Raw genomic sequence first — 17,611 nt, forward strand, 5'->3', positions numbered from 1 at the left:
CTCAGTCCTTGGCCACGGCGCGCAGCCGGTCCACCACATCGGCCCGCAGATCCGCGGGTTCCCGCACGACGACGTCCGGGCCGAACTCGACGAGCCAGGCGTCCAGACCGTGTCCGTACGGGATCTCCAACTCGTCCCAGCCGTCTCCGAGTTCCCGCACGGATATCGCGCGCGACCGCAACGGGTAACCGGAACCCGACCGCAGCCTGATCAGCGCGGTCCGGGTCGCCGTCTCCCCCGCCCAGCTCTCCACGGTCTCCCGGACGGTCACCACATCGGGCACCTCGGCGGTGAAGGCCCCGGCCCGGGAGCGGACCCGGCCGCTGATCCTGGACAGCCGGAACACCCGCTCGGCGCCACGGTCCCGGTCCCAGCCCGCCAGATACCAGTGCCCGCGCCAGCACTCCAGCGTCCAGGGCTCGACCTGGCGCTGCTCGGGCCTGGCGGCGTTGGCCTTGCGGTAGTCGAAGGTGACCGGACGGCGGTCGCGGCACGCCAGCATCAACGGCTCGAACGCGGTCTCATGCACCGGAATGCGGGGTTCGAGCGCACTGTGCACCTCGTACGCGTCCTCGGCCTCGGGCATCCCCGCGGCCCGCAGCTTCTGCAGCGCGCCACTGGCCGCGCCGGCGAGCCGGGCCTGCTGCCAGACCTTCGCGGCCAGACCGAGCGCCGCGGCCTCCTCGGCGTCCAGCGTGATCGGCGGCAGCCGGTTGCTGTCCCGGCGGGCCAGGTAGCCGGTGTCGCCGTCCAGGTTCTCCACGGTCTCGATGACCAGACCGAGCTCGCGCAGATCGTCCTTGTCACGCTCGAACATCCGGTTGAAGGCGTCGTCGGAGCCCGCTTCCAGGTACGCCTCGATGGACCCGCGCAGCTCGCGCTTGCTGAGCGGGCGCCGGGTCCCCAGCAGGCACAGCGCCAGGTTCATCAGCCGCTCGGCCTTGGCAATGGCCATCGACGCCCCTTTTCTACTTGCTCTACGACGATCGACCGTACCGCTCCCGGGTGTCCGGACAAAAGCGAGGGCCCACACCGGACGGAACGAGGGCCCGTGCAGTCCAGCACGGGCCCTCGAGATGCGTCCGGGGACGGATATCAGACGGCGACCAGGTCGCAGACGAAGATCAGCGTCTCGCCCGGGGCGATACGGCCGCCGGCTCCGCGGTCACCGTAGGCGAGGTGCGCGGGGATGGTCAGCTGGCGACGGCCGCCGACCTTCATGCCCTGCACGCCCTGGTCCCAGCCGGAGATGACCTGACCGACACCCAGCTGGAACTGCAGCGGGGTGCCGCGGTTCCAGGAGGCGTCGAACTCCTCGCCGGTGGAGAAGGCCACGCCCACGTAGTGGACCTTGACCATGTCGCCGGCCTTGGCGACCACGCCGTCGCCCTCCCAGATGTCCTTGATCTCCAGGTCGGCCGGCGGCTCGCCACCCGGGAAGTCGATCTCGGGCTTCTCGATGCTCACTGAACTGCTCCTCCAAATGATGAACTGGACAACCGGGACAGTCTTACATCTTCGCCAGCAGGTCCACGGCGAACACCAGGGTGGACTTGGCGGGGATGGACTGCTGCGCCTTGTCGCCGAACGCCTGGTCCGGCGGGATGACCAGCAGGACACGACTGCCGATCTTCTTGCCGATCAGACCGTTCTTCAGACCCTTGAGGGTGACCTGGGCCAGCGGGAAGGTCTGGGTCTTGCCCTGGGCGTAGGTGCTGTCGAACGTCTTTCCGTCCTTCCACAGCAGGCCCACGTAGTTCACGACGACGCTGTCGGTCTCCTTGATGACGGCGCCGTCGGACTCCAGGATGTAGTTGGAGACCAGCTTCGTCGGCGGGTCCGTCTTCTCCGGGACCTTGACGGACGGCGCCTTGCCGTCGGTGTCGGTGCCCACCTTCGGCAGGTCGACGTTGTCCTGGGCGACCGCGGTGCCCTTGGCGGACGTCGGGATCTGCGTGGCCTTCAGGATGTCCACGACGAAGACGAGTGTGGCGTTCGGCTTGATGTCGCCCTGGCCCTGCGCGCCGTAACCGAGGTCCGGCGGAATGACCAGCTCGACGCGGCTGCCGACCTTCTGGCCGACGAGGCCCTGGTCCCAGCCCTTGATGACCATGCCCGCACCGAGCGTCAGATCGAAGGGCTGCTTGCGGTCGAAACTGTTGTCGAACGGCTTGGTGGAGTCCCACGCCTGTCCGAGGTAGTTGACCTGGATCGCGTCGCCGTTCTTGAGCTTCGCGCCATCACCCTCGCTGATGACCTGCGTCTTCAGCTCCTTGGGCGGATCGCCCTGTCCCTTGGACAAGGTGGGCTTCTCGCCGAACTTCGCACCCGCGGTGATCGCGGGGAATCCGTTCTTCGAGGCGGAGTCGGAGCCCTTGCCGTCGCCACCGCATGCCGCCGTCAACAGCAGCAGGGGGACAACGAGAAGGGCGGCAAGTCGGCGCACTGGTTCCTCAGATCTCAGACGACACAGATGGTTGAGTCCCCGACACTCTAGGGCGTGCACAGGGCCCCGTACGAGGACGTACGGGGCCCGAGTCGCACAAGTGCCGAGGCGCGTCCTGCGCCGGCTCACATACCCGCGATCAGCTTCTCCACTCGGTCGTCCACCGAACGGAACGGGTCCTTGCACAACACCGTGCGCTGTGCCTGGTCGTTGAGCTTGAGATGGACCCAGTCGACGGTGAAGTCCCGCCGCTGCTCCTGCGCCCTTCGGATGAAGTCGCCGCGCAGCCGCGCCCGGGTGGTCTGCGGGGGCACCGACTTGCCCTCGAAGATCTTCAGGTCGTTGCAGATACGGGCGGCCTGCCCCTTCCGCTCCAGCAGGTAGTACAGCCCGCGCCGACGGTGGATGTCGTGGTACGCGAGATCTATCTGGGCGACCCGCGGATTCGACATGGTCATGTTGTGCTTGGCCCGGTACCGCTCGATGAGCTTGTACTTCATCACCCAGTCGATCTCGGTGTCGATCCGGTCGAGGTCCTCGGCCTCGATCGCGTCGAGCGTGCGGCCCCAGAGCTCCAGGACCTGGGCGACGGTGCCGGTGCGGATGCCGCGGCGATCGACGAAGTCTGCGGCCTTCTCGTAGTACTCGCGCTGCACCTCGATGGCCGACGCCTCACGGCCGCTGGCGAGGCGGACCTTGCGCTGCCCCGTGATGTCGTGGCTGACCTCGCGGATCGCCCGGATCGGGTTCTCCAGTGTCAGATCGCGCATCACCGTGCCCGCTTCGATCATCCGGAGCACCAGGTCCGTCGCGCCGACCTTGAGCAGCATCGTCGTCTCGGACATGTTCGAGTCGCCGACGATGACATGGAGGCGACGGTACCGCTCCGCGTCGGCGTGCGGTTCGTCGCGCGTGTTGATGATCGGACGGGAGCGCGTCGTCGCGGAACTGACGCCCTCCCAGATGTGCTCGGCACGCTGGCTGACGCAGTAGACCGCGCCGCGCGGGGTCTGCAGCACCTTGCCCGCTCCGCAGAGCAGTTGCCTCGTGACGAGGAAGGGAATGAGGATGTCCGCGAGCCGGGAGAATTCTCCGTGCCGTGCCACGAGGTAGTTCTCGTGACACCCGTAGGAGTTTCCCGCCGAATCGGTGTTGTTCTTGAAGAGATAGACGTCGCCCGCGATTCCCTCCTCGTGCAGGCGGCGTTCGGCGTCGACGAGCAGGCCTTCGAGAATGCGCTCGCCTGCCTTGTCGTGGGTGACCAGCTCGGTCAGATTGTCGCATTCGGGGGTTGCATATTCCGGATGCGATCCCACGTCGAGGTAGAGGCGGGCGCCGTTCCGCAGAAAGACATTGCTGCTGCGGCCCCATGACACAACACGGCGGAAGAGGTAGCGCGCCACTTCGTCAGGAGACAGTCGGCGCTGTCCCCTGAACGTGCACGTGACGCCGTACTCGTTCTCCAGCCCGAAAATGCGGCGGTCCATGACTGAACATTACGCCTGATGGCCCGAGCTGAAACCGGGTTCGACAGCACCGTTTCGATCATTTTCCGATACCCGCACAGCAACCGGCGTACGCCCGGGAACTGCGAGGACCCTTCCCGTGGCCAGCAGAACCAGCAGCGCAACCACCCCACCGGCCCCCGCGACGGCGAAGCCGTGCGCCGTCCCGCCCAGTTCTACGGCCGGGCCCGCCAAGGCCGTTCCCGCCGCCGCGCCGACCCCGAACGTCGTCACGAGCCAGGAGAACGCCTCCGTCACCGTGCCCCGCGGAGCATGCCGGTCCACCACGATGAACGAGCACGCGATCGCGGGCGCCAGGAACACCCCGGCGAGCGCGGCCAGTACGGTCATCGGCACCACCCCGGGCGTGAGCATCAGCGGCAGATAGCCGAGTGCCAGCAGCGCGACGATGGCGCGCAGCCGGCGCTCCGGCGCCCCGGCCCACTGCCACGCCCCGTACGCCACGCCGCCGATCAGCGCGCCCAGTCCGAGCGCGGCCATCAGCCAGCCGTACACCGACTCGCGGCCGTGGTCGTCGGCGTACGCGACACCCGCCACCGTGATGGACCCCAGGGCGAGTCCGACGAAGAAGAAGGAACCGAGCAGAGCCAGCAGGCCCGGTGAACGCAGAGCGCCCAGCCAGTGCGCCTCGCGGGGCGCCGAACGCCAGGTGCGGGAGGGCTCCGAGACCACCACCGAGAGCGCCCCGAGCACCCCGATCGCGTTGATGACGAGCAGCGCGGCTGCGGGAGACCAGAGCGAGACCAGCACCGTCACCAGCAGCGGCCCCACCGTGAACATGACCTCCTGGGCCACCGCGTCCATGGCGTACGCGCGGTGCACCCGGTCCTCGTGCCCCAGGACCGTCGGCCACAGGGCCCGCAGGCCGCCCTCCAGCGGCGGTGTGCAGACGCCGGCCACGATCACGGCCGCGTAGGCCAGCGGCAGCGATCCGAGGCCTGCCAGGGCCAGCAGGGCCATGCCCAGCGCGGACAGCACGGAGGCGGGGAGCTGGACGCGAGGCTGGCCGTGCAGGTCCACGGCCCGGCCCAGCAGTGGCTGCCCGACCGCCGTGGAGAGGCCGTACACCGCCGTGAGGGCCCCCGCGAGGGTGTAGCTGCCGCCCTCGGCGCGGGTGAACAGGACGATCGCGATGTGCGCGGTGCCGCTGGGCAGCCGGCCCACCAGTGTGCCGACCAGCAGCCGGGTGGCATGCCGCGCCCGGAGGATGTCCAGATATCCCGCGGCCATGTCTCGCCCCCCTCTCCCTCGGACGTTCTTCCGACGCCCGAAGTTTTACGTATAACGTCGAGGTTCATACGTACCATGTGCCCAGTCCACAGGTCCACCTCGCCGCACGCACCAGCACCGCACCCGTCCGGAGGTCCCAGTGACCAGCGCATCACAGCCCGCCCCGGCCCGGCCCACCAGCCGCGACGTCGCGCGGGCCGCAGGCGTCTCGCAGGCCACCGTCTCCCTCGTGCTCGGCGACAAATGGCGTGGCAGGGTCTCCGAGGCCACCGCCGAGCGTGTCCGCAGCGCCACCCAGGACCTCGGCTACCGGCCGAATCTCGCCGCCCGCAGCCTCCGCCTCGGCCGCACCAGGACGGCACTGCTGGTCGTCCCCGCCCTCACGAACGAGTTCTTCGCCCGCGTCTACACCGGCGCCGCCGCGGTCGCGGCGGAGCACGGCTTCGGGGTCGTCCTGTACCCCTCCCCCGACGGCACGGGGCCGGCCCGGGACCCCTTCGCCTCCGCCCGCGCCGCACTCGACGGAGTCATCGCCTCCTCGATGGCCGCCGACGCACTCGGCGCCCTGCACGGCGCCGACCTGCCCCTGGTCATGCTGGACAGCGACCCCGCGGACACGGGCGTCGCAGCCCACGTCAACCTCGACATCGCCGACGGCATGCGGCAGGTGACGGACCATCTGCTCGCCCTCGGCCACCGCCGCTTCATCCATCTCGCGTCGGCCATCGACTCCTGGACCTTCGCCGTCCGCGCCCGGGCCGTCCACGACGCCGTACAGGGGGTGCCGGGCGCCGTCGTACGGACCGTGCAGGCAGCGCTCGACGTGCGGGCCGGCCGGGAAGCCGCGGAGTACGCGCTGGCCGCCCCCGGCCCCCGGCCGACCGCGATCATCTGCGACGACGACATCCTCGCCGCGGGCGCCTGCAAGGCGGCCCGCCGGCTCGGGCTCCGGGTCCCCGACGACGTCTCCGTCACCGGCTTCGACGATCTGGCCCTGGCGACCGCCGTCGAACCCGAACTCACCACTGTGCAACTCCCCGCGGAACAGGTCGGCGAGCGCGGCATGACCGCCCTGCTGGCCGTCCTGGACGGCCGCCCGGCCGAACCCGGCAGCCTGCCCGTGCAGCTGGTCGTGCGCGGCTCCTCCGCGCCCCCGCCGCCCCGGTCATGACTGTGCCCCGGTCCACCGGGAACGCCGGACCGGGGCACAGACTCAGCGATGGACTACTTGTCGGAGGACTCCACGTCGCCACCGGAATCACTGGACTTGGTGACATCCGTCGTGCTCGCGGAGGACTCGGAACCCTCACCGTCCTCGATGTCGGAGGGGGCGTCGGTCGGTGCGGAGCCACCGTCCGCCTCCAGCAGCCGCGCCAGCTGCCGCCCGACGATCCGCTTGAACTTACGCTGCTGAGGCCTCGTACGGTCCAGGACCGCCACCTCGAGACGCTCGGCGGGGATCTCCCGCTCACTCCCGTTGGGATCACGGGACAGCGCCTGCACGGCCAGCTTGAGGGCCTCGGCCAGCGTCATCCCGTCACGGTGGCGCTGGTCCAGGAACGTACTGATCTGCTCCGCGTTGCCGCCGACCGCGACGGAGCCGTGCTCGTCCACGATCGAGCCGTCGTGCGGCAGCCGGTAGATCTGGTCGCCCTCGGGCCTGGCGCCCACTTCGGCGACCACCAGCTCCACCTCGTACGGCTTTTCGGCCGCACTGGAGAAAATGGTGCCCAGCGTCTGCGCATAGACGTTGGCCAGTCCGCGGGCCGTCACATCGTCACGGTCGTACGTGTATCCGCGCAGATCGGCGTACCGGACACCGCCGATACGCAGATTCTCGTACTCGTTGTACTTACCGGCGGCGGCGAAACCGATTCGGTCATAGATCTCGCTGAACTTGTGCAGCGCACGGGACGGGTTCTCGCCGACGAACACAATGCCGTCGGCATACTGCAGCACAACCAGGCTGCGACCACGGGCGATGCCCTTCCGGGCGTATTCCGCCCGGTCGGCCATGGCCTGCTGAGGTGAGACATAGAACGGCGTCGACACCGGCTATCCGTCCCTTTCTGTCAGTGACGAGTCCATCGAAGAGGCCCTGGAACCGGGATCAGAGCAGCGCGGCACGCGGGCCGTCGGGCTGTTCCAGCCGGCGTTCCAGGATCGCCCGGGCGATCTCGGAGGATTCCGCCTCGGTGAGCTTCCTGAAGCCCTCATCGGTGATGACGGTGACGATCGGATAGATCCGCCGGGCCACATCCGGACCGCCGGTCGCCGAGTCGTCGTCCGCGGCGTCGTACAGCGCCTGTACGACCAGGGTGAGTGTCTGCTGCTCCGTCAGGTCCTCGCGGTAGAGCTTCTTCATCGACCCGCGGGCGAAGATCGACCCGGAGCCGGTGGCCGCGTAGCCGAGCTCCTCGGACCGACCGCCGGTGACGTCGTACGAGAAGATCCGGCCCCTCTCGCGGTCTACGTCGAAGCCGGCGAAGAGCGGGACCACGGCGAGGCCCTGCATGGCCATGGCCAGATTGCTGCGGATCATCGTGGAGAGCCGGTTCGCCTTGCCCTCCAGGGAGAGCTGGGCGCCCTCGACCTTCTCGAAGTGCTCCAGCTCCAGCTGGAAGAGCTTCACCATCTCCACCGCGAGACCGGCCGTACCGGCGATACCCACCGCCGAGTACTCGTCGGCCGGGAAGACCTTCTCGATGTCGCGCTGCGCGATCATGTTGCCCATGGTCGCCCGCCGGTCACCGGCGAGCACCACGCCGCCCGGGAACGTAGCGGCGACGATGGTCGTCCCGTGCGGCGCCTCGATGGCCCCCTGCATGGGCGGCAGGTGCCGGTTGCCCGGGAGCATCTCGGGCGACTGGTCGGACAGGAAGTCCATGAACGAAGAGGATCCCGGCGTCAGGAAGGCAGCTGGTAGACGCCCGGTGCTACGAGTGTTGGCTTCCACGCGTTTCCCTCCAGGTAAGCGATGGCCCTGCGGAAGGTGTCAGGATCATCTCCCAACGTGCCGATGGCCGAATTGCAGTTGAAGCACGGTACGCCACGGACCCTACCCGTCTCGTGGCAGTGATCCACATGGTCTGCGGGGGAAGCTTGCGGAGTCCGAATTGCCGGTTGTGGCCGCGCGGTACGGGCTCCTTTCGCCCGTACCGCGCGCACCATGCCACTCCCCCTGATTCACATGAGTGGACTACTGTCCACCCTTCTGAACGAATGAACGGACGAAGTCCTCGGCGTTCTCCTCCAAGACGTCGTCGATCTCGTCCAGAACCGAGTCGACATCGTCGCTCAGCTTTTCCTGCCGCTCCTTGAGGTCCTCCGAAGCCTGCGCGTCCTGCGCCTGCTCCTCGACCTCCTCGGTGGAGCGTGTCGCCTTCTGCTGTCCGCCGCCGGTGTCCTTGGTCGCCATGTAGCTCACCCCGCTCGGTTCGAAGCACTTGATCAGACCCTACCTACGGGGTCCGACATTGGCCCGGTACTTGTCTCAACGCACGGGGGCCATCTCGATGATTCCCTGATCGCGGCCATTTCAGCCGCCGGACAACACCCGGACCAGCTCTTCCGCCGTACGACAGCGGTCCAGGAGCTCCTTGACGTGGTTACGGGTCCCGCGGAGGGGCTCCAGGGTGGGCACCCGCTGCAGCGAGTCATGGCCCGGCAGATCGAAGATGACCGAGTCCCAGGAGGCAGCGGCGACGTCGTCCGCGTACTGTTCCAGGCAGCGGCCACGGAAGTACGCCCTGGTGTCCTCCGGAGGCTTCGTACGGGCCTGCTCGACCTCACTCTCGTCCAGCAGGCGCTTCATCTTGCCGCGGGCCGCCAGACGGTTGTAGAGGCCCTTCTCGGCCCTCACGTCGGCGTACTGGAGGTCGACCAGGTGCAGCCGGGGCGCGTCCCAGTCCAGGTCGTCGCGCCGGCGGTAGCCCTCCATGAGCTCCCGCTTGGCGATCCAGTCGAGCTCCCCGGAGAGGCTCATCGGATCATTCTCCAGCCGGTTGAGGGTGTCCTCCCAGCGGATCAGAACATCCTTGGTCTGCTCGTCGGCGTCCGCCCCGTACCGCTCCTCGACGTACTTGCGGCCGAGTTCGAAGTACTCCATCTGGAGCTGCACCGCGGTGAGCGTCCGACCGCTACGCAGCGTGATCAGATATTGCAGCGAGGGGTCGTGGGAGACGTGGTGCAGGGTGCGCACCGGCTGGTCGACGGCGAGGTCGACATTGATGAAGCCGTCCTCGATCATGGACAGCACCAGCGCCGTGGTGCCGAGCTTGAGATACGTGGAGATCTCCGACAGGTTCGCGTCGCCGATGATCACATGGAGGCGGCGGTACTTCTCGGCGTCGGAGTGCGGCTCGTCGCGGGTGTTGATGATGGGGCGCTTGAGCGTGGTCTCCAGGCCGACCTCGACCTCGAAGTAGTCCGCGCGCTGACTGATCTGGAAACCGTGCTCGTGACCGTCCTGGCCGATGCCGACGCGGCCGGCACCGGTGACGACCTGGCGGGAGACGAAGAACGGGGTCAGGTGGCGCACGATGTCGGAGAACGGGGTCTCCCGCTTCATCAGGTAGTTCTCGTGCGTGCCGTACGAGGCGCCCTTGTTGTCGGTGTTGTTCTTGTACAGGTGGATCGGCTGGGCGCCGGGCAGCTGAGCCGCACGTTCGGCGGCTTCCGCCATGATGCGTTCACCGGCCTTGTCCCAGAGGACGGCGTCCCGAGGGTTGGTGATCTCCGGCGAGCTGTACTCGGGGTGCGCATGGTCGACGTAGAGCCGTGCTCCGTTGGTGAGGATGACGTTGGCGAGGCCGATGTCCTCGTCGGTCAGCTGACTGGAGTCGGCGGTCTCGCGGGCGAGGTCGAAGCCTCGCGCGTCTCGCAGCGGGTTCTCCTCCTCGAAGTCCCAGCGGGCGCGTCGCGCCCGGTGCATCGCCGCCGCATAGGCGTTGACGATCTGGGACGAGGTGAGCATGGCATTGGCGTTGGGGTGGCCGGGCACGGAGATGCCGTACTCCGTCTCGATGCCCATTACTCGCCGTACGGTCATGCGGCCCTCCTTGCCCGGCGGCGTTCCCTTCCGGGATCGGCGCTCAAGTACCGCTGCTTGTCCGGTGCGTGTGCGGTGCCCGTCCCCGCACTGCGCGACTGGGCGGTACGGAAGAGCCTAGAGCGCCTCTGCGCTGGTGGGGAGATCAATTACGTCATTGCTCCGGTGTCGTGGGAGCTGTCCGGAAAGCAACCGGCTGCGGATGCCCGGCCGGGCATCCGCAGCCGGTCTGCGTTCTACAGGTACTGCCCGGTGTTTGCCACTGTGTCGATGGAGCGACCCGTGTCTGCGCCCTGTTTTCCGGTGACGAGCGTACGGATGAAGACGATCCGCTCGCCCTTCTTGCCGGAGATCCTGGCCCAGTCGTCCGGGTTGGTGGTGTTGGGAAGGTCCTCGTTCTCCTTGAACTCGTCCACGCATGCCTGGAGGAGATGGGAGACGCGAAGGCCCTTCTGGCCCTGGTCGAGGAAGGCCTTGATGGCCATCTTCTTGGCCCGGTCGACGATGTTCTGGATCATCGCGCCGGAGTTGAAGTCCTTGAAGTACAGGACTTCCTTGTCGCCGTTGGCGTACGTGACCTCGAGGAAGCGGTTCTCCTCGGACTCGGTGTACATCCGCTCGACGACGGACTGGATCATGGCGTGCGCCGCGGCTTCCTTGGAGCCGGTGTGCTCGGCGAGGTCGTCCGCGTGCAGGGGCAGGGAAGACGTGAGGTACTTCGCGAAGATGTCCTTCGCGGCCTCCGCGTCCGGACGCTCGATCTTGATCTTCACATCGAGGCGGCCGGGGCGCAGGATGGCCGGGTCGATCATGTCCTCGCGGTTGGAGGCGCCGATCACGATGACGTTCTCCAACCCCTCCACACCGTCGATCTCGGCGAGCAGCTGCGGGACGATGGTGTTCTCCACGTCCGAGCTGACGCCGGATCCGCGGGTGCGGAAGAGCGACTCCATCTCGTCGAAGAAGACGATGACGGGGGTGCCCTCGCTCGCCTTCTCACGGGCCCGCTGGAAGACGAGGCGGATGTGCCGCTCCGTCTCACCGACGTACTTGTTGAGGAGCTCAGGACCCTTGATGTTGAGGAAGTAGCTCTTGCCGGCGGGCTGTCCGGTCACCTCGGCGACCTTCTTGGCCAGGGAGTTGGCGACGGCCTTGGCAATGAGAGTCTTGCCGCAGCCGGGCGGGCCGTAGAGCAGGATGCCCTTCGGCGGCCGCAGTTCGTGCTCCTTGAAGAGGTCGGGGTGGAGATAGGGGAGCTCGACCGCGTCCCGGATCAGCTCGATCTGGTCGCCCAGGCCGCCGATCTTGTCGTAGTCGATGTCCGGAACCTCTTCGAGGACGAGCTCCTCGACCTCGCTCTTCGGCACCACTTCGTAGACGTAGCCGGACCTGGGTTCGAGCAGCAGCGCGTCGCCGGGCCGGATGTTGATGTCGAGAAGCGGTTCGGCGAGCCGTACCACCCGTTCCTCGTCGGTGTGCCCGAGAACCAGGGCCCGCTCGCCGTCCTCAAGGATCTCCTTGAGGGTGACGATGTCCCCTGCCCGCTCGAATTCCATGGCCTCGACCACGTTGAGCGCTTCGTTGAGCATGACCTCCTGGCCACGCCGGAGGTCGTCGATCTCGACGCTGGGGCTGACGTTCACCCGGAGCTTGCGGCCCCCGGTGAAGATGTCGCAGGTACCGTCCTCGTTGCCCTGCAGGAAGACCCCGAAGCCGGCCGGTGGCTGTGCGAGCCGGTCGACCTCCTCCTTGAGGGCGACGATCTGGTCGCGGGCCTCGCGCAGGGTGTTGGCGAGCCGCTCGTTCTGTGCTGAGACGCCTGCGAGGTTGGTCTGCAACTCGACGATCCGCTCTTCGAGAATCCTCGTATGGCGCGGAGAGTCGGCGAGCTTACGTCGCAGGACGGCGATTTCCTGCTCGAGATAGGCGACCTGGCCGGCTGGGTCTTCAGACCCCCGCCCGGGCCGGATGCCGCGGTTGATGTCGTCGTCGTGGGCTGCCACGGTCCTCACCTCCTCCAAGGGGAGCTGGACGCTTCCTGACCCTACCTGGGTGGGTGCTGATTGAAACCCCTAGATCACAAAGACTCCGGGACGTGTCCGATCTTCACCCTTGCGCTCTCCCTCACGCCAGGGGAATACCCACCCTTCAACATCGAAAAGCGGCCGGTTGTATCGTCGAACCGTTCAACACCCGTCAGGGCTGGCCATTTTTGGTTCGGATACGCAGGAAACGGCAGGAGAAATGACCGTGCAGCAGGACGCCCCGACCGGCAGCGACACGCAGGATCTGGAGGTCTGGATCGACCAGGACCTCTGCACCGGGGACGGTATCTGCGTGCAGTACGCACCCGAGGTGTTCGAGCTGGACATCGATGGTCTGGCGTATGTGAAGAGCAGCGAGGACGAGCTGCTGCAGGACAAGGGGGCGACGACGCCCGTTCCGCTGCCGCTGCTTCAGGACGTGGTCGATTCGGCCAAGGAGTGTCCCGGCGACTGCATTCATGTACGGCGCGTTTCGGACAGGGTCGAGGTCTACGGCCCCGAGGCTGCCTGATCAGGCCGCGGCGCGGCCGGGCCCGCTACGCGCAGTGACCGGTCAGGCGCTGCCCGTTTCGCTCTGCGCGGCACGGACGAAGGCGCCGTTCCGCCACTGCCAGGTCACCTTTTCCTGCTGGTCGGGGCAGCAACGCGGGACGTCGGCCGAGGAGTAGCCGAGGAGCGTGGCGGAGATGATCCCGTCACGCACGGTGAGGTCGCCGACGCTCATCTTCTGCGCGGGGTCCACCAGGGTCGCAACGATCCGGGGTTCGGCCCCGCTTCCCTGTGTGAGGACATAGACGCCGCTCGGCGGTGTACCGGATCCGGCCGCACAGTGGACCACCGCGACGCTCTCCGGGCGGCCGTCGCCGTCGAGGTCGCCGGGGGCTCGATCGGCAACGGTACTGTCCGCCGTCCCGCACTGCAGCGGGAAGGTCACACGGGCCGGATCGGGGGCCGCGACGGGTGCGGTGCCGTGCTGCGCGGTCGTGCGGTGGGACGTCGAGGCCGAGGCGGTCGCGTCGTCGGGCTGGAGCATGCCGGCCCCGGCGATGACGGCGGCCATGGCGGTCGCGGTGGCGAGCCAGTGCATCGGCGTCGTGTCGGTGTGCGCGAGGTCCGGGAGGTCGGAGGTCTGCACGCGGGATGTCTCCTGTGGTTCCTGTGGTTCGGCGATGCCCGTGAACGACGGGGCCGGTGGGGCGAACGCCGTAGGTGGGGGTGGCCAGCATCGTGCCATACCTCACAGGGCAGTGGAACGGTGGGGTCGGTACGGATCCCGATATCCGTCGGGCGGTCCCGTGCCGGCAGCCTCCGCGCGGGCAACGAAAAGGCGCCGCCGTCGAGTTCCCGGGTCGGTCCGGGAACTCGGCGGCGGCGCCGGTGCGTTGCGCGGGTCAGCCGCGGGAGGAGCCGCTCTGGCTGCCGGGACCGTCGTAGTCCTCGCCGTAGGCGCCCTTGGCGGGGCGGCGGCGGCGCAGCGGGGCCTCCACACCGTCGGCCAGGCGGCGGGCGGTGACGAGGAAGCCGGTGTGGCCGATCATGCGGTGGTCCGGGCGGACGGCCAGGCCCTCGACGTGCCAGTTGCGGATCATCGATTCCCAGGGCTGCGGCTCGGCGAAGCAGCCCATCTCACGGATGGACTCGACGGTCCGGGCGAGCTGGGTGGTGGTGGCGACGTACGCGCAGAGGATGCCGCCGGGCACGAGCGCCTTGGCGACGGCGTCCAGACACTCCCAGGGGGCGAGCATGTCGAGGATGACCCGGTCGACGTCGGTGTCGGACAGGTTGTCCTGCAGATCGCCGACGGTGAGCTGCCACGCGGGGTGCGGTTCGCCGAAGTAGCGCTCGACGTTCTGCTGGGCGATCTCGGCGAAGTCCTCCCGGCGCTCGTACGAGTGCAGCATGCCCTGGTCGCCGATGGCGCGGAGCAGGAAGGTGGAGAGCGAGCCGGAGCCGACCCCGGCCTCCACGACGCGGGCGCCGGGGAAGATGTCGGCGAACGCCAGGATCTGCCCCGCGTCCTTGGGGTAGACCACGGCGGCGCCGCGGGGCATGGACAGGACGTAATCGGGGAGCAAGGGGCGCAGCGCGAGATAGGCGACGTTTCCCGTGGTTCGGACCACACTGCCCTCGGGCGCACCGATCAGCTCGTCGTGCGGGAAAGAACCCTTGTGGGTGTGGAAGTTCTTTCCGGCTTCGAGCGTGAAGGTGTAGTGGCGTCCCTTGGGGTCGGTGAGCTGGACCTGGTCCCCGACCTTGAAGGGCCCACGTCGGCGGGCGGCACCGGTCGGTTCAGACATGTGACCAGCGTACCGGTGTTTCCCGGGGCTCCGACCGCCCGCCGGGAGCGGCTCAGGCTGCGGGGCGGGCCATCGCCGCGACGAAAGCGCGTTCGACGTCGGCGGTGGAGAGGACGCCGTAGATCTCGCCGGTCTCCTCCAGGACGAGGTACTCGGTGGCCGGGCTGGCCCTGAGGGTGTCCAGGAGCGTCTCGCCGGACAGCTCGACGGAGATCTTCATGCCGTCGCTGAGGTCCTGGGCGAGGGTGCTGACCGCAACCCAGGGACGGCGGTGTTCGGGGACCGAGCCGATGGCGGCCTCGCGGACGACGGCCTTGGGGTCACCGTGCCCGTCGACGACGACGAGCGCGCGGGCGCCCGCCTCGTTGGCCCGGCGCAGCGCCTCGGAGAGCGGGGTGGCGGCCTCGACGGGGACGGCACGTCGGGTCAGGGTGCGGGCGCGCAGCTCGGGGAGGTGCTCGCGCAGGCGGGCCATCCGCAGGCTGTTGCCCGCCCCGGTCCAGATGATGGCGCAGAGGATCGCGGCGAGCAGGGCGTCGGTGACGGTGTCCATGCCGCTGATGTCGTCGGTGCTGTTCCCGAACCCCCCGGTCTGGGTGAGGAGCGGGAGTCCGATGAGGACGCTGACGGCGAGGGCGCGGCCGACCCAGGCCGCGGCGACGGTGCCGCTCATGGGGCGTCCGGTGATCTTCCAGACGACGGCCCGGAGCATGCGGCCGCCGTCGAGCGGCAGCCCCGGCAACAGGTTGAAGGCGGCGACGATGAGGTTGGAGATCATCAGCCCGGCGAGCAGGACACCGGGGACGGTGCCGGGTTCGACGAACTTCATGCCCAGGTAGAAGACACCTGCGAGGACCAGCGAGAGGAGCGGGCCGACGAAGGCGAGGACGAATTCGCGGCCGGGGGTCTCGGACTCCTTCTCGATCTCCGAGACACCGCCGAAGAACTGCAGCTGAATGCGCCGCACGGGGAGCTTGTAGCGGAGTGCGACCACGGTGTGGGCGAGTTCGTGGACGAGTACGGAGGCGTAGAAGGCGATAGCGAAGAAGAGGGAGACCAGATAGCGGGCCGTGCCGAGCTCGGGCAGCACCCGGTCGAGCTGACCGCCGAAGACCCAGGTGATGAGCGCCGCGACGAGGAACCAGCTGGGTGCGACGTATACCGGCACACCGAAGGGACGGCCCATCAGGAGGCCGCCGCCCGGCTCTCGGGGGCGTTGCGGTTTGCCGTTCTCGGGCGCGGCGGGGTCGGTTCCCCCTGCGCCGGGCTGCGGCTGGCCGCTGTCGCCGCTCTCGTCCACGGGGTCCCTTCGGTCGGTGCCGTTCGGCACGATCATGCAGTGTGCGAGGGTCTGTGGTCGATGGTATGCCGCTGAGTGTCAGTGGGGGGTCGTAGGGTCTTCGTCATGACTTCCGTGCCCCGGCCGCCGCAGCCGCCCTCGTCCCTGTCGCCGTCGCGGGCGAGTGACTTCATGCAGTGTCCTCTGCTGTACCGGTTCCGGGTCATCGACAGGCTGCCCGAGAAGCCCAGCGAGGCAGCTACCCGCGGCACACTGGTGCATGCGGTACTGGAGCGGCTGTTCGACAATCCGGCGGTGGAGCGTACGGCCGGCCGGGCCACGGCGTTGATCCCCGCCCAGTGGGACCGGCTGCTGGAGTCGAAGCCGGAGCTGTCGGAGCTGTTCGCCGACGATGCGGAGGGTGAGCGGCTCTCGCGCTGGCTGGCGGAGGCGGAGCGGCTGGTGGAGCGGTGGTTCTCGCTGGAGGATCCGACGCGACTGGAGCCGGCCGAGCGGGAGCTGTTCGTCGAGACGGAGCTGGAGTCGGGGCTGCGGCTGCGCGGGGTGATCGACCGGATCGATGTGGCGCCGACGGGCGAGGTCCGGATCGTGGACTACAAGACAGGGAAGGCGCCGCGGCCGGAGTACGCGGAAGGCGCCCTGTTCCAGATGAAGTTCTACGCCCTGGTGATCTGGCGGCTGAAGGGTGTGGTGCCGCGGCGGCTGCAGCTGGTCTATCTGGGCAGCGGCGACGTCATGACGTACGACCCGGTCGTAGCTGATCTGGAGCGGGTGGAGCGCAAGCTGCTGGCCCTGTGGGAAGCGATCCGGCTGGCCACCGAGACGGGTGAGTGGCGGCCCCGGCCGACGAAGCTCTGCGGCTGGTGCGACCACCAGGCGGTCTGTCCGGAATTCGGCGGGACTCCCCCGGTATACCCGCTGTCCGTACCGCCGGCGGAACCAGGGCAGGGTGTCCAGGGCACAATGGGCCCGGTCCGGGCCGGGACCGGCCGGCCTGCGGCCGTCGAGGGACCTTGAGGAGATCTGGTGGCAATCCGCGTCCTACTCGTCGATGACCAGCCGCTGCTGCGCACCGGCTTCCGGATGATTCTGGAGGCCGAGGGAGATCTTGCGGTGGTGGGTGAGGCCGGTGACGGCCTCCAGGCCCTCGATCAGGTGCGGGCGCTGCAGCCCGATGTGGTGCTGATGGACATCCGCATGCCGCGGATGGACGGCGTCGAGGCGACGCGTCAGATCACCGGCCCGGGACGGGACGGTCCGGCGAAGGTGCTGGTGCTGACCACGTTCGATCTCGACGAGTACGTGGTGGAGGCGTTGCGCGCCGGCGCCAGCGGCTTTCTGCTGAAGGATGCTCCGGCCAATGAGCTGGTGCAGGCGATCCGGGTGGTCGCGGCAGGCGAGGCGATGCTCGCCCCGAGCATCACGCGCAGGCTGCTGGACAAGTACGCGGACCATCTGCCGTCGGGCGAGGACGCCGTGCCGGACACGCTGCACACGCTGACGGAGCGTGAGGTGGAGGTGTTGAAGCTGGTGGCGCGCGGCCTGTCGAATGCGGAGATCGCCGCCGACCTGTTCGTCAGCGAGACGACGGTCAAGACGCATGTCGGCCATGTGCTGACGAAGCTGGGGCTGCGCGACCGGGTGCAGGCCGCGGTGTACGCGTACGAGAGCGGGCTGGTGCGCCCCGGCGCCCAGTGATCCAGCCGGTGCGGCCGGG

17 protein-coding genes and 1 pseudogene are annotated in these 17,611 nt (G+C 68.5%); 4 read left to right on the forward strand and 14 right to left on the reverse strand.

Annotation, left to right across the window (positions count from 1 at the left end):
• Window position 1: 1 nt before the first annotated feature.
• The 5 genes from ACIA8E_RS20945 to ACIA8E_RS20965 form a co-directional block, all read right to left on the reverse strand.
• Window positions 2-955 (reverse strand): helix-turn-helix transcriptional regulator, encoded by a 954-nt coding sequence (locus ACIA8E_RS20945; protein WP_399300253.1) that lies wholly within the window; start codon window positions 953-955, stop codon window positions 2-4.
• A 140-nt stretch (window positions 956-1,095) separates the two neighbouring features.
• Window positions 1,096-1,467 carry an FKBP-type peptidyl-prolyl cis-trans isomerase gene (locus tag ACIA8E_RS20950; protein WP_355760109.1) on the reverse strand — a complete coding sequence of 124 codons (372 nt, stop codon included), beginning with the start codon at window positions 1,465-1,467 and terminating at the stop codon, window positions 1,096-1,098.
• 43 nt (window positions 1,468-1,510) lie between these two features.
• Window positions 1,511-2,446, reverse strand: a complete 936-nt coding sequence (locus tag ACIA8E_RS20955; protein WP_399300257.1) for an FKBP-type peptidyl-prolyl cis-trans isomerase — start codon at window positions 2,444-2,446, stop codon at window positions 1,511-1,513.
• Window positions 2,447-2,571: 125 nt separating this feature from the next.
• Entirely contained in the window at window positions 2,572-3,933 is a 1,362-nt protein-coding gene (gene pafA, locus ACIA8E_RS20960) for a Pup--protein ligase (RefSeq protein ID WP_399300260.1), read from the reverse strand.
• Window positions 3,934-3,942: 9 nt separating this feature from the next.
• The gene (locus tag ACIA8E_RS20965; protein ID WP_399300263.1) at window positions 3,943-5,202 is read right to left on the reverse strand and encodes an MFS transporter; all 1,260 of its coding nucleotides are present in this window, start codon (window positions 5,200-5,202) and stop codon (window positions 3,943-3,945) included.
• Between the two features lie 139 nt (window positions 5,203-5,341).
• On the opposite strand from ACIA8E_RS20965, the gene ACIA8E_RS20970 reads away from it, so the two are divergent.
• Window positions 5,342-6,373 (forward strand): LacI family DNA-binding transcriptional regulator, encoded by a 1,032-nt coding sequence (locus ACIA8E_RS20970; RefSeq protein WP_399300266.1) that lies wholly within the window; start codon window positions 5,342-5,344, stop codon window positions 6,371-6,373.
• A 53-nt stretch (window positions 6,374-6,426) separates the two neighbouring features.
• Here the strand turns inward: ACIA8E_RS20970 and prcA are convergent, their stop codons facing one another.
• From prcA to arc, 6 genes and pseudogenes are all read right to left on the reverse strand, one after another.
• A complete protein-coding gene (prcA, locus tag ACIA8E_RS20975; RefSeq protein WP_399300269.1) occupies window positions 6,427-7,254 on the reverse strand; it encodes a proteasome subunit alpha in 828 nt (275 codons plus the stop codon).
• 58 nt (window positions 7,255-7,312) lie between these two features.
• The gene (gene prcB, locus ACIA8E_RS20980) at window positions 7,313-8,158 is read right to left on the reverse strand and encodes a proteasome subunit beta (protein WP_399300272.1); all 846 of its coding nucleotides are present in this window, start codon (window positions 8,156-8,158) and stop codon (window positions 7,313-7,315) included.
• Window positions 8,110-8,301, reverse strand: a pseudogene (locus tag ACIA8E_RS20985) (endonuclease VII domain-containing protein); the annotation flags it as partial. The gene prcB and the pseudogene ACIA8E_RS20985, both read right to left, overlap by 49 nt.
• Before the next feature lie 100 nt (window positions 8,302-8,401).
• The gene (locus tag ACIA8E_RS20990) at window positions 8,402-8,620 is read right to left on the reverse strand and encodes a ubiquitin-like protein Pup (protein WP_016325855.1); all 219 of its coding nucleotides are present in this window, start codon (window positions 8,618-8,620) and stop codon (window positions 8,402-8,404) included.
• A gap of 120 nt (window positions 8,621-8,740) precedes the next feature.
• Window positions 8,741-10,252, reverse strand: a complete 1,512-nt coding sequence (gene dop / locus ACIA8E_RS20995; protein WP_399300275.1) for a depupylase/deamidase Dop — start codon at window positions 10,250-10,252, stop codon at window positions 8,741-8,743.
• 236 nt (window positions 10,253-10,488) lie between these two features.
• Complete coding sequence (arc, locus tag ACIA8E_RS21000) at window positions 10,489-12,255, reverse strand: proteasome ATPase (RefSeq protein WP_399300278.1); 1,767 nt, start codon at window positions 12,253-12,255, stop codon at window positions 10,489-10,491.
• Between the two features lie 241 nt (window positions 12,256-12,496).
• Between arc and ACIA8E_RS21005 the strand changes: the two genes are divergently transcribed.
• Complete coding sequence (locus tag ACIA8E_RS21005) at window positions 12,497-12,808, forward strand: ferredoxin (protein WP_030968477.1); 312 nt, start codon at window positions 12,497-12,499, stop codon at window positions 12,806-12,808.
• A 42-nt stretch (window positions 12,809-12,850) separates the two neighbouring features.
• Here the strand turns inward: ACIA8E_RS21005 and ACIA8E_RS21010 are convergent, their stop codons facing one another.
• From ACIA8E_RS21010 to ACIA8E_RS21020, 3 genes are all read right to left on the reverse strand, one after another.
• Window positions 12,851-13,432 carry a hypothetical protein gene (locus ACIA8E_RS21010; protein ID WP_399300282.1) on the reverse strand — a complete coding sequence of 194 codons (582 nt, stop codon included), beginning with the start codon at window positions 13,430-13,432 and terminating at the stop codon, window positions 12,851-12,853.
• A gap of 256 nt (window positions 13,433-13,688) precedes the next feature.
• Window positions 13,689-14,594, reverse strand: coding sequence for a tRNA (adenine-N1)-methyltransferase (locus ACIA8E_RS21015; RefSeq protein ID WP_030918422.1), 906 nt, complete (start codon window positions 14,592-14,594; stop codon window positions 13,689-13,691).
• Between the two features lie 52 nt (window positions 14,595-14,646).
• Entirely contained in the window at window positions 14,647-15,894 is a 1,248-nt protein-coding gene (locus ACIA8E_RS21020; RefSeq protein WP_399300391.1) for a site-2 protease family protein, read from the reverse strand.
• A 171-nt stretch (window positions 15,895-16,065) separates the two neighbouring features.
• On the opposite strand from ACIA8E_RS21020, the gene ACIA8E_RS21025 reads away from it, so the two are divergent.
• Together ACIA8E_RS21025 and ACIA8E_RS21030 are read left to right on the forward strand one after the other, a co-directional pair.
• The gene (locus tag ACIA8E_RS21025; RefSeq protein ID WP_399300394.1) at window positions 16,066-16,911 is read left to right on the forward strand and encodes a RecB family exonuclease; all 846 of its coding nucleotides are present in this window, start codon (window positions 16,066-16,068) and stop codon (window positions 16,909-16,911) included.
• A 9-nt stretch (window positions 16,912-16,920) separates the two neighbouring features.
• Entirely contained in the window at window positions 16,921-17,592 is a 672-nt protein-coding gene (locus ACIA8E_RS21030) for a response regulator transcription factor (RefSeq protein ID WP_030918413.1), read from the forward strand.
• Window positions 17,593-17,611: the final 19 nt, after the last annotated feature.

It is taken from the genome of Streptomyces sp. NPDC051664, assembly GCF_044453545.1.
GTDB lineage: Bacteria > Actinomycetota > Actinomycetes > Streptomycetales > Streptomycetaceae > Streptomyces.

What these genes read in the sequence shown, in the direction of transcription:
- ACIA8E_RS20945 (WP_399300253.1), bottom strand. Translation starts at nt 955, where the DNA reads ATGGCCATTGCCAAGGCCGAGCGGCTGATGAACCTGGCGCTGTGCCTG.
- pafA (WP_399300260.1), bottom strand. Translation starts at nt 3,933, where the DNA reads ATGGACCGCCGCATTTTCGGGCTGGAGAACGAGTACGGCGTCACGTGC.
- ACIA8E_RS20965 (WP_399300263.1), bottom strand. Translation starts at nt 5,202, where the DNA reads ATGGCCGCGGGATATCTGGACATCCTCCGGGCGCGGCATGCCACCCGG.
- ACIA8E_RS20990 (WP_016325855.1), bottom strand. Translation starts at nt 8,620, where the DNA reads ATGGCGACCAAGGACACCGGCGGCGGACAGCAGAAGGCGACACGCTCC.
- dop (WP_399300275.1), bottom strand. Translation starts at nt 10,252, where the DNA reads ATGACCGTACGGCGAGTAATGGGCATCGAGACGGAGTACGGCATCTCC.
- ACIA8E_RS21005 (WP_030968477.1), top strand. Translation starts at nt 12,497, where the DNA reads ATGACCGTGCAGCAGGACGCCCCGACCGGCAGCGACACGCAGGATCTG.
- ACIA8E_RS21015 (WP_030918422.1), bottom strand. Translation starts at nt 14,594, where the DNA reads ATGTCTGAACCGACCGGTGCCGCCCGCCGACGTGGGCCCTTCAAGGTC.
- ACIA8E_RS21025 (WP_399300394.1), top strand. Translation starts at nt 16,066, where the DNA reads ATGCAGTGTCCTCTGCTGTACCGGTTCCGGGTCATCGACAGGCTGCCC.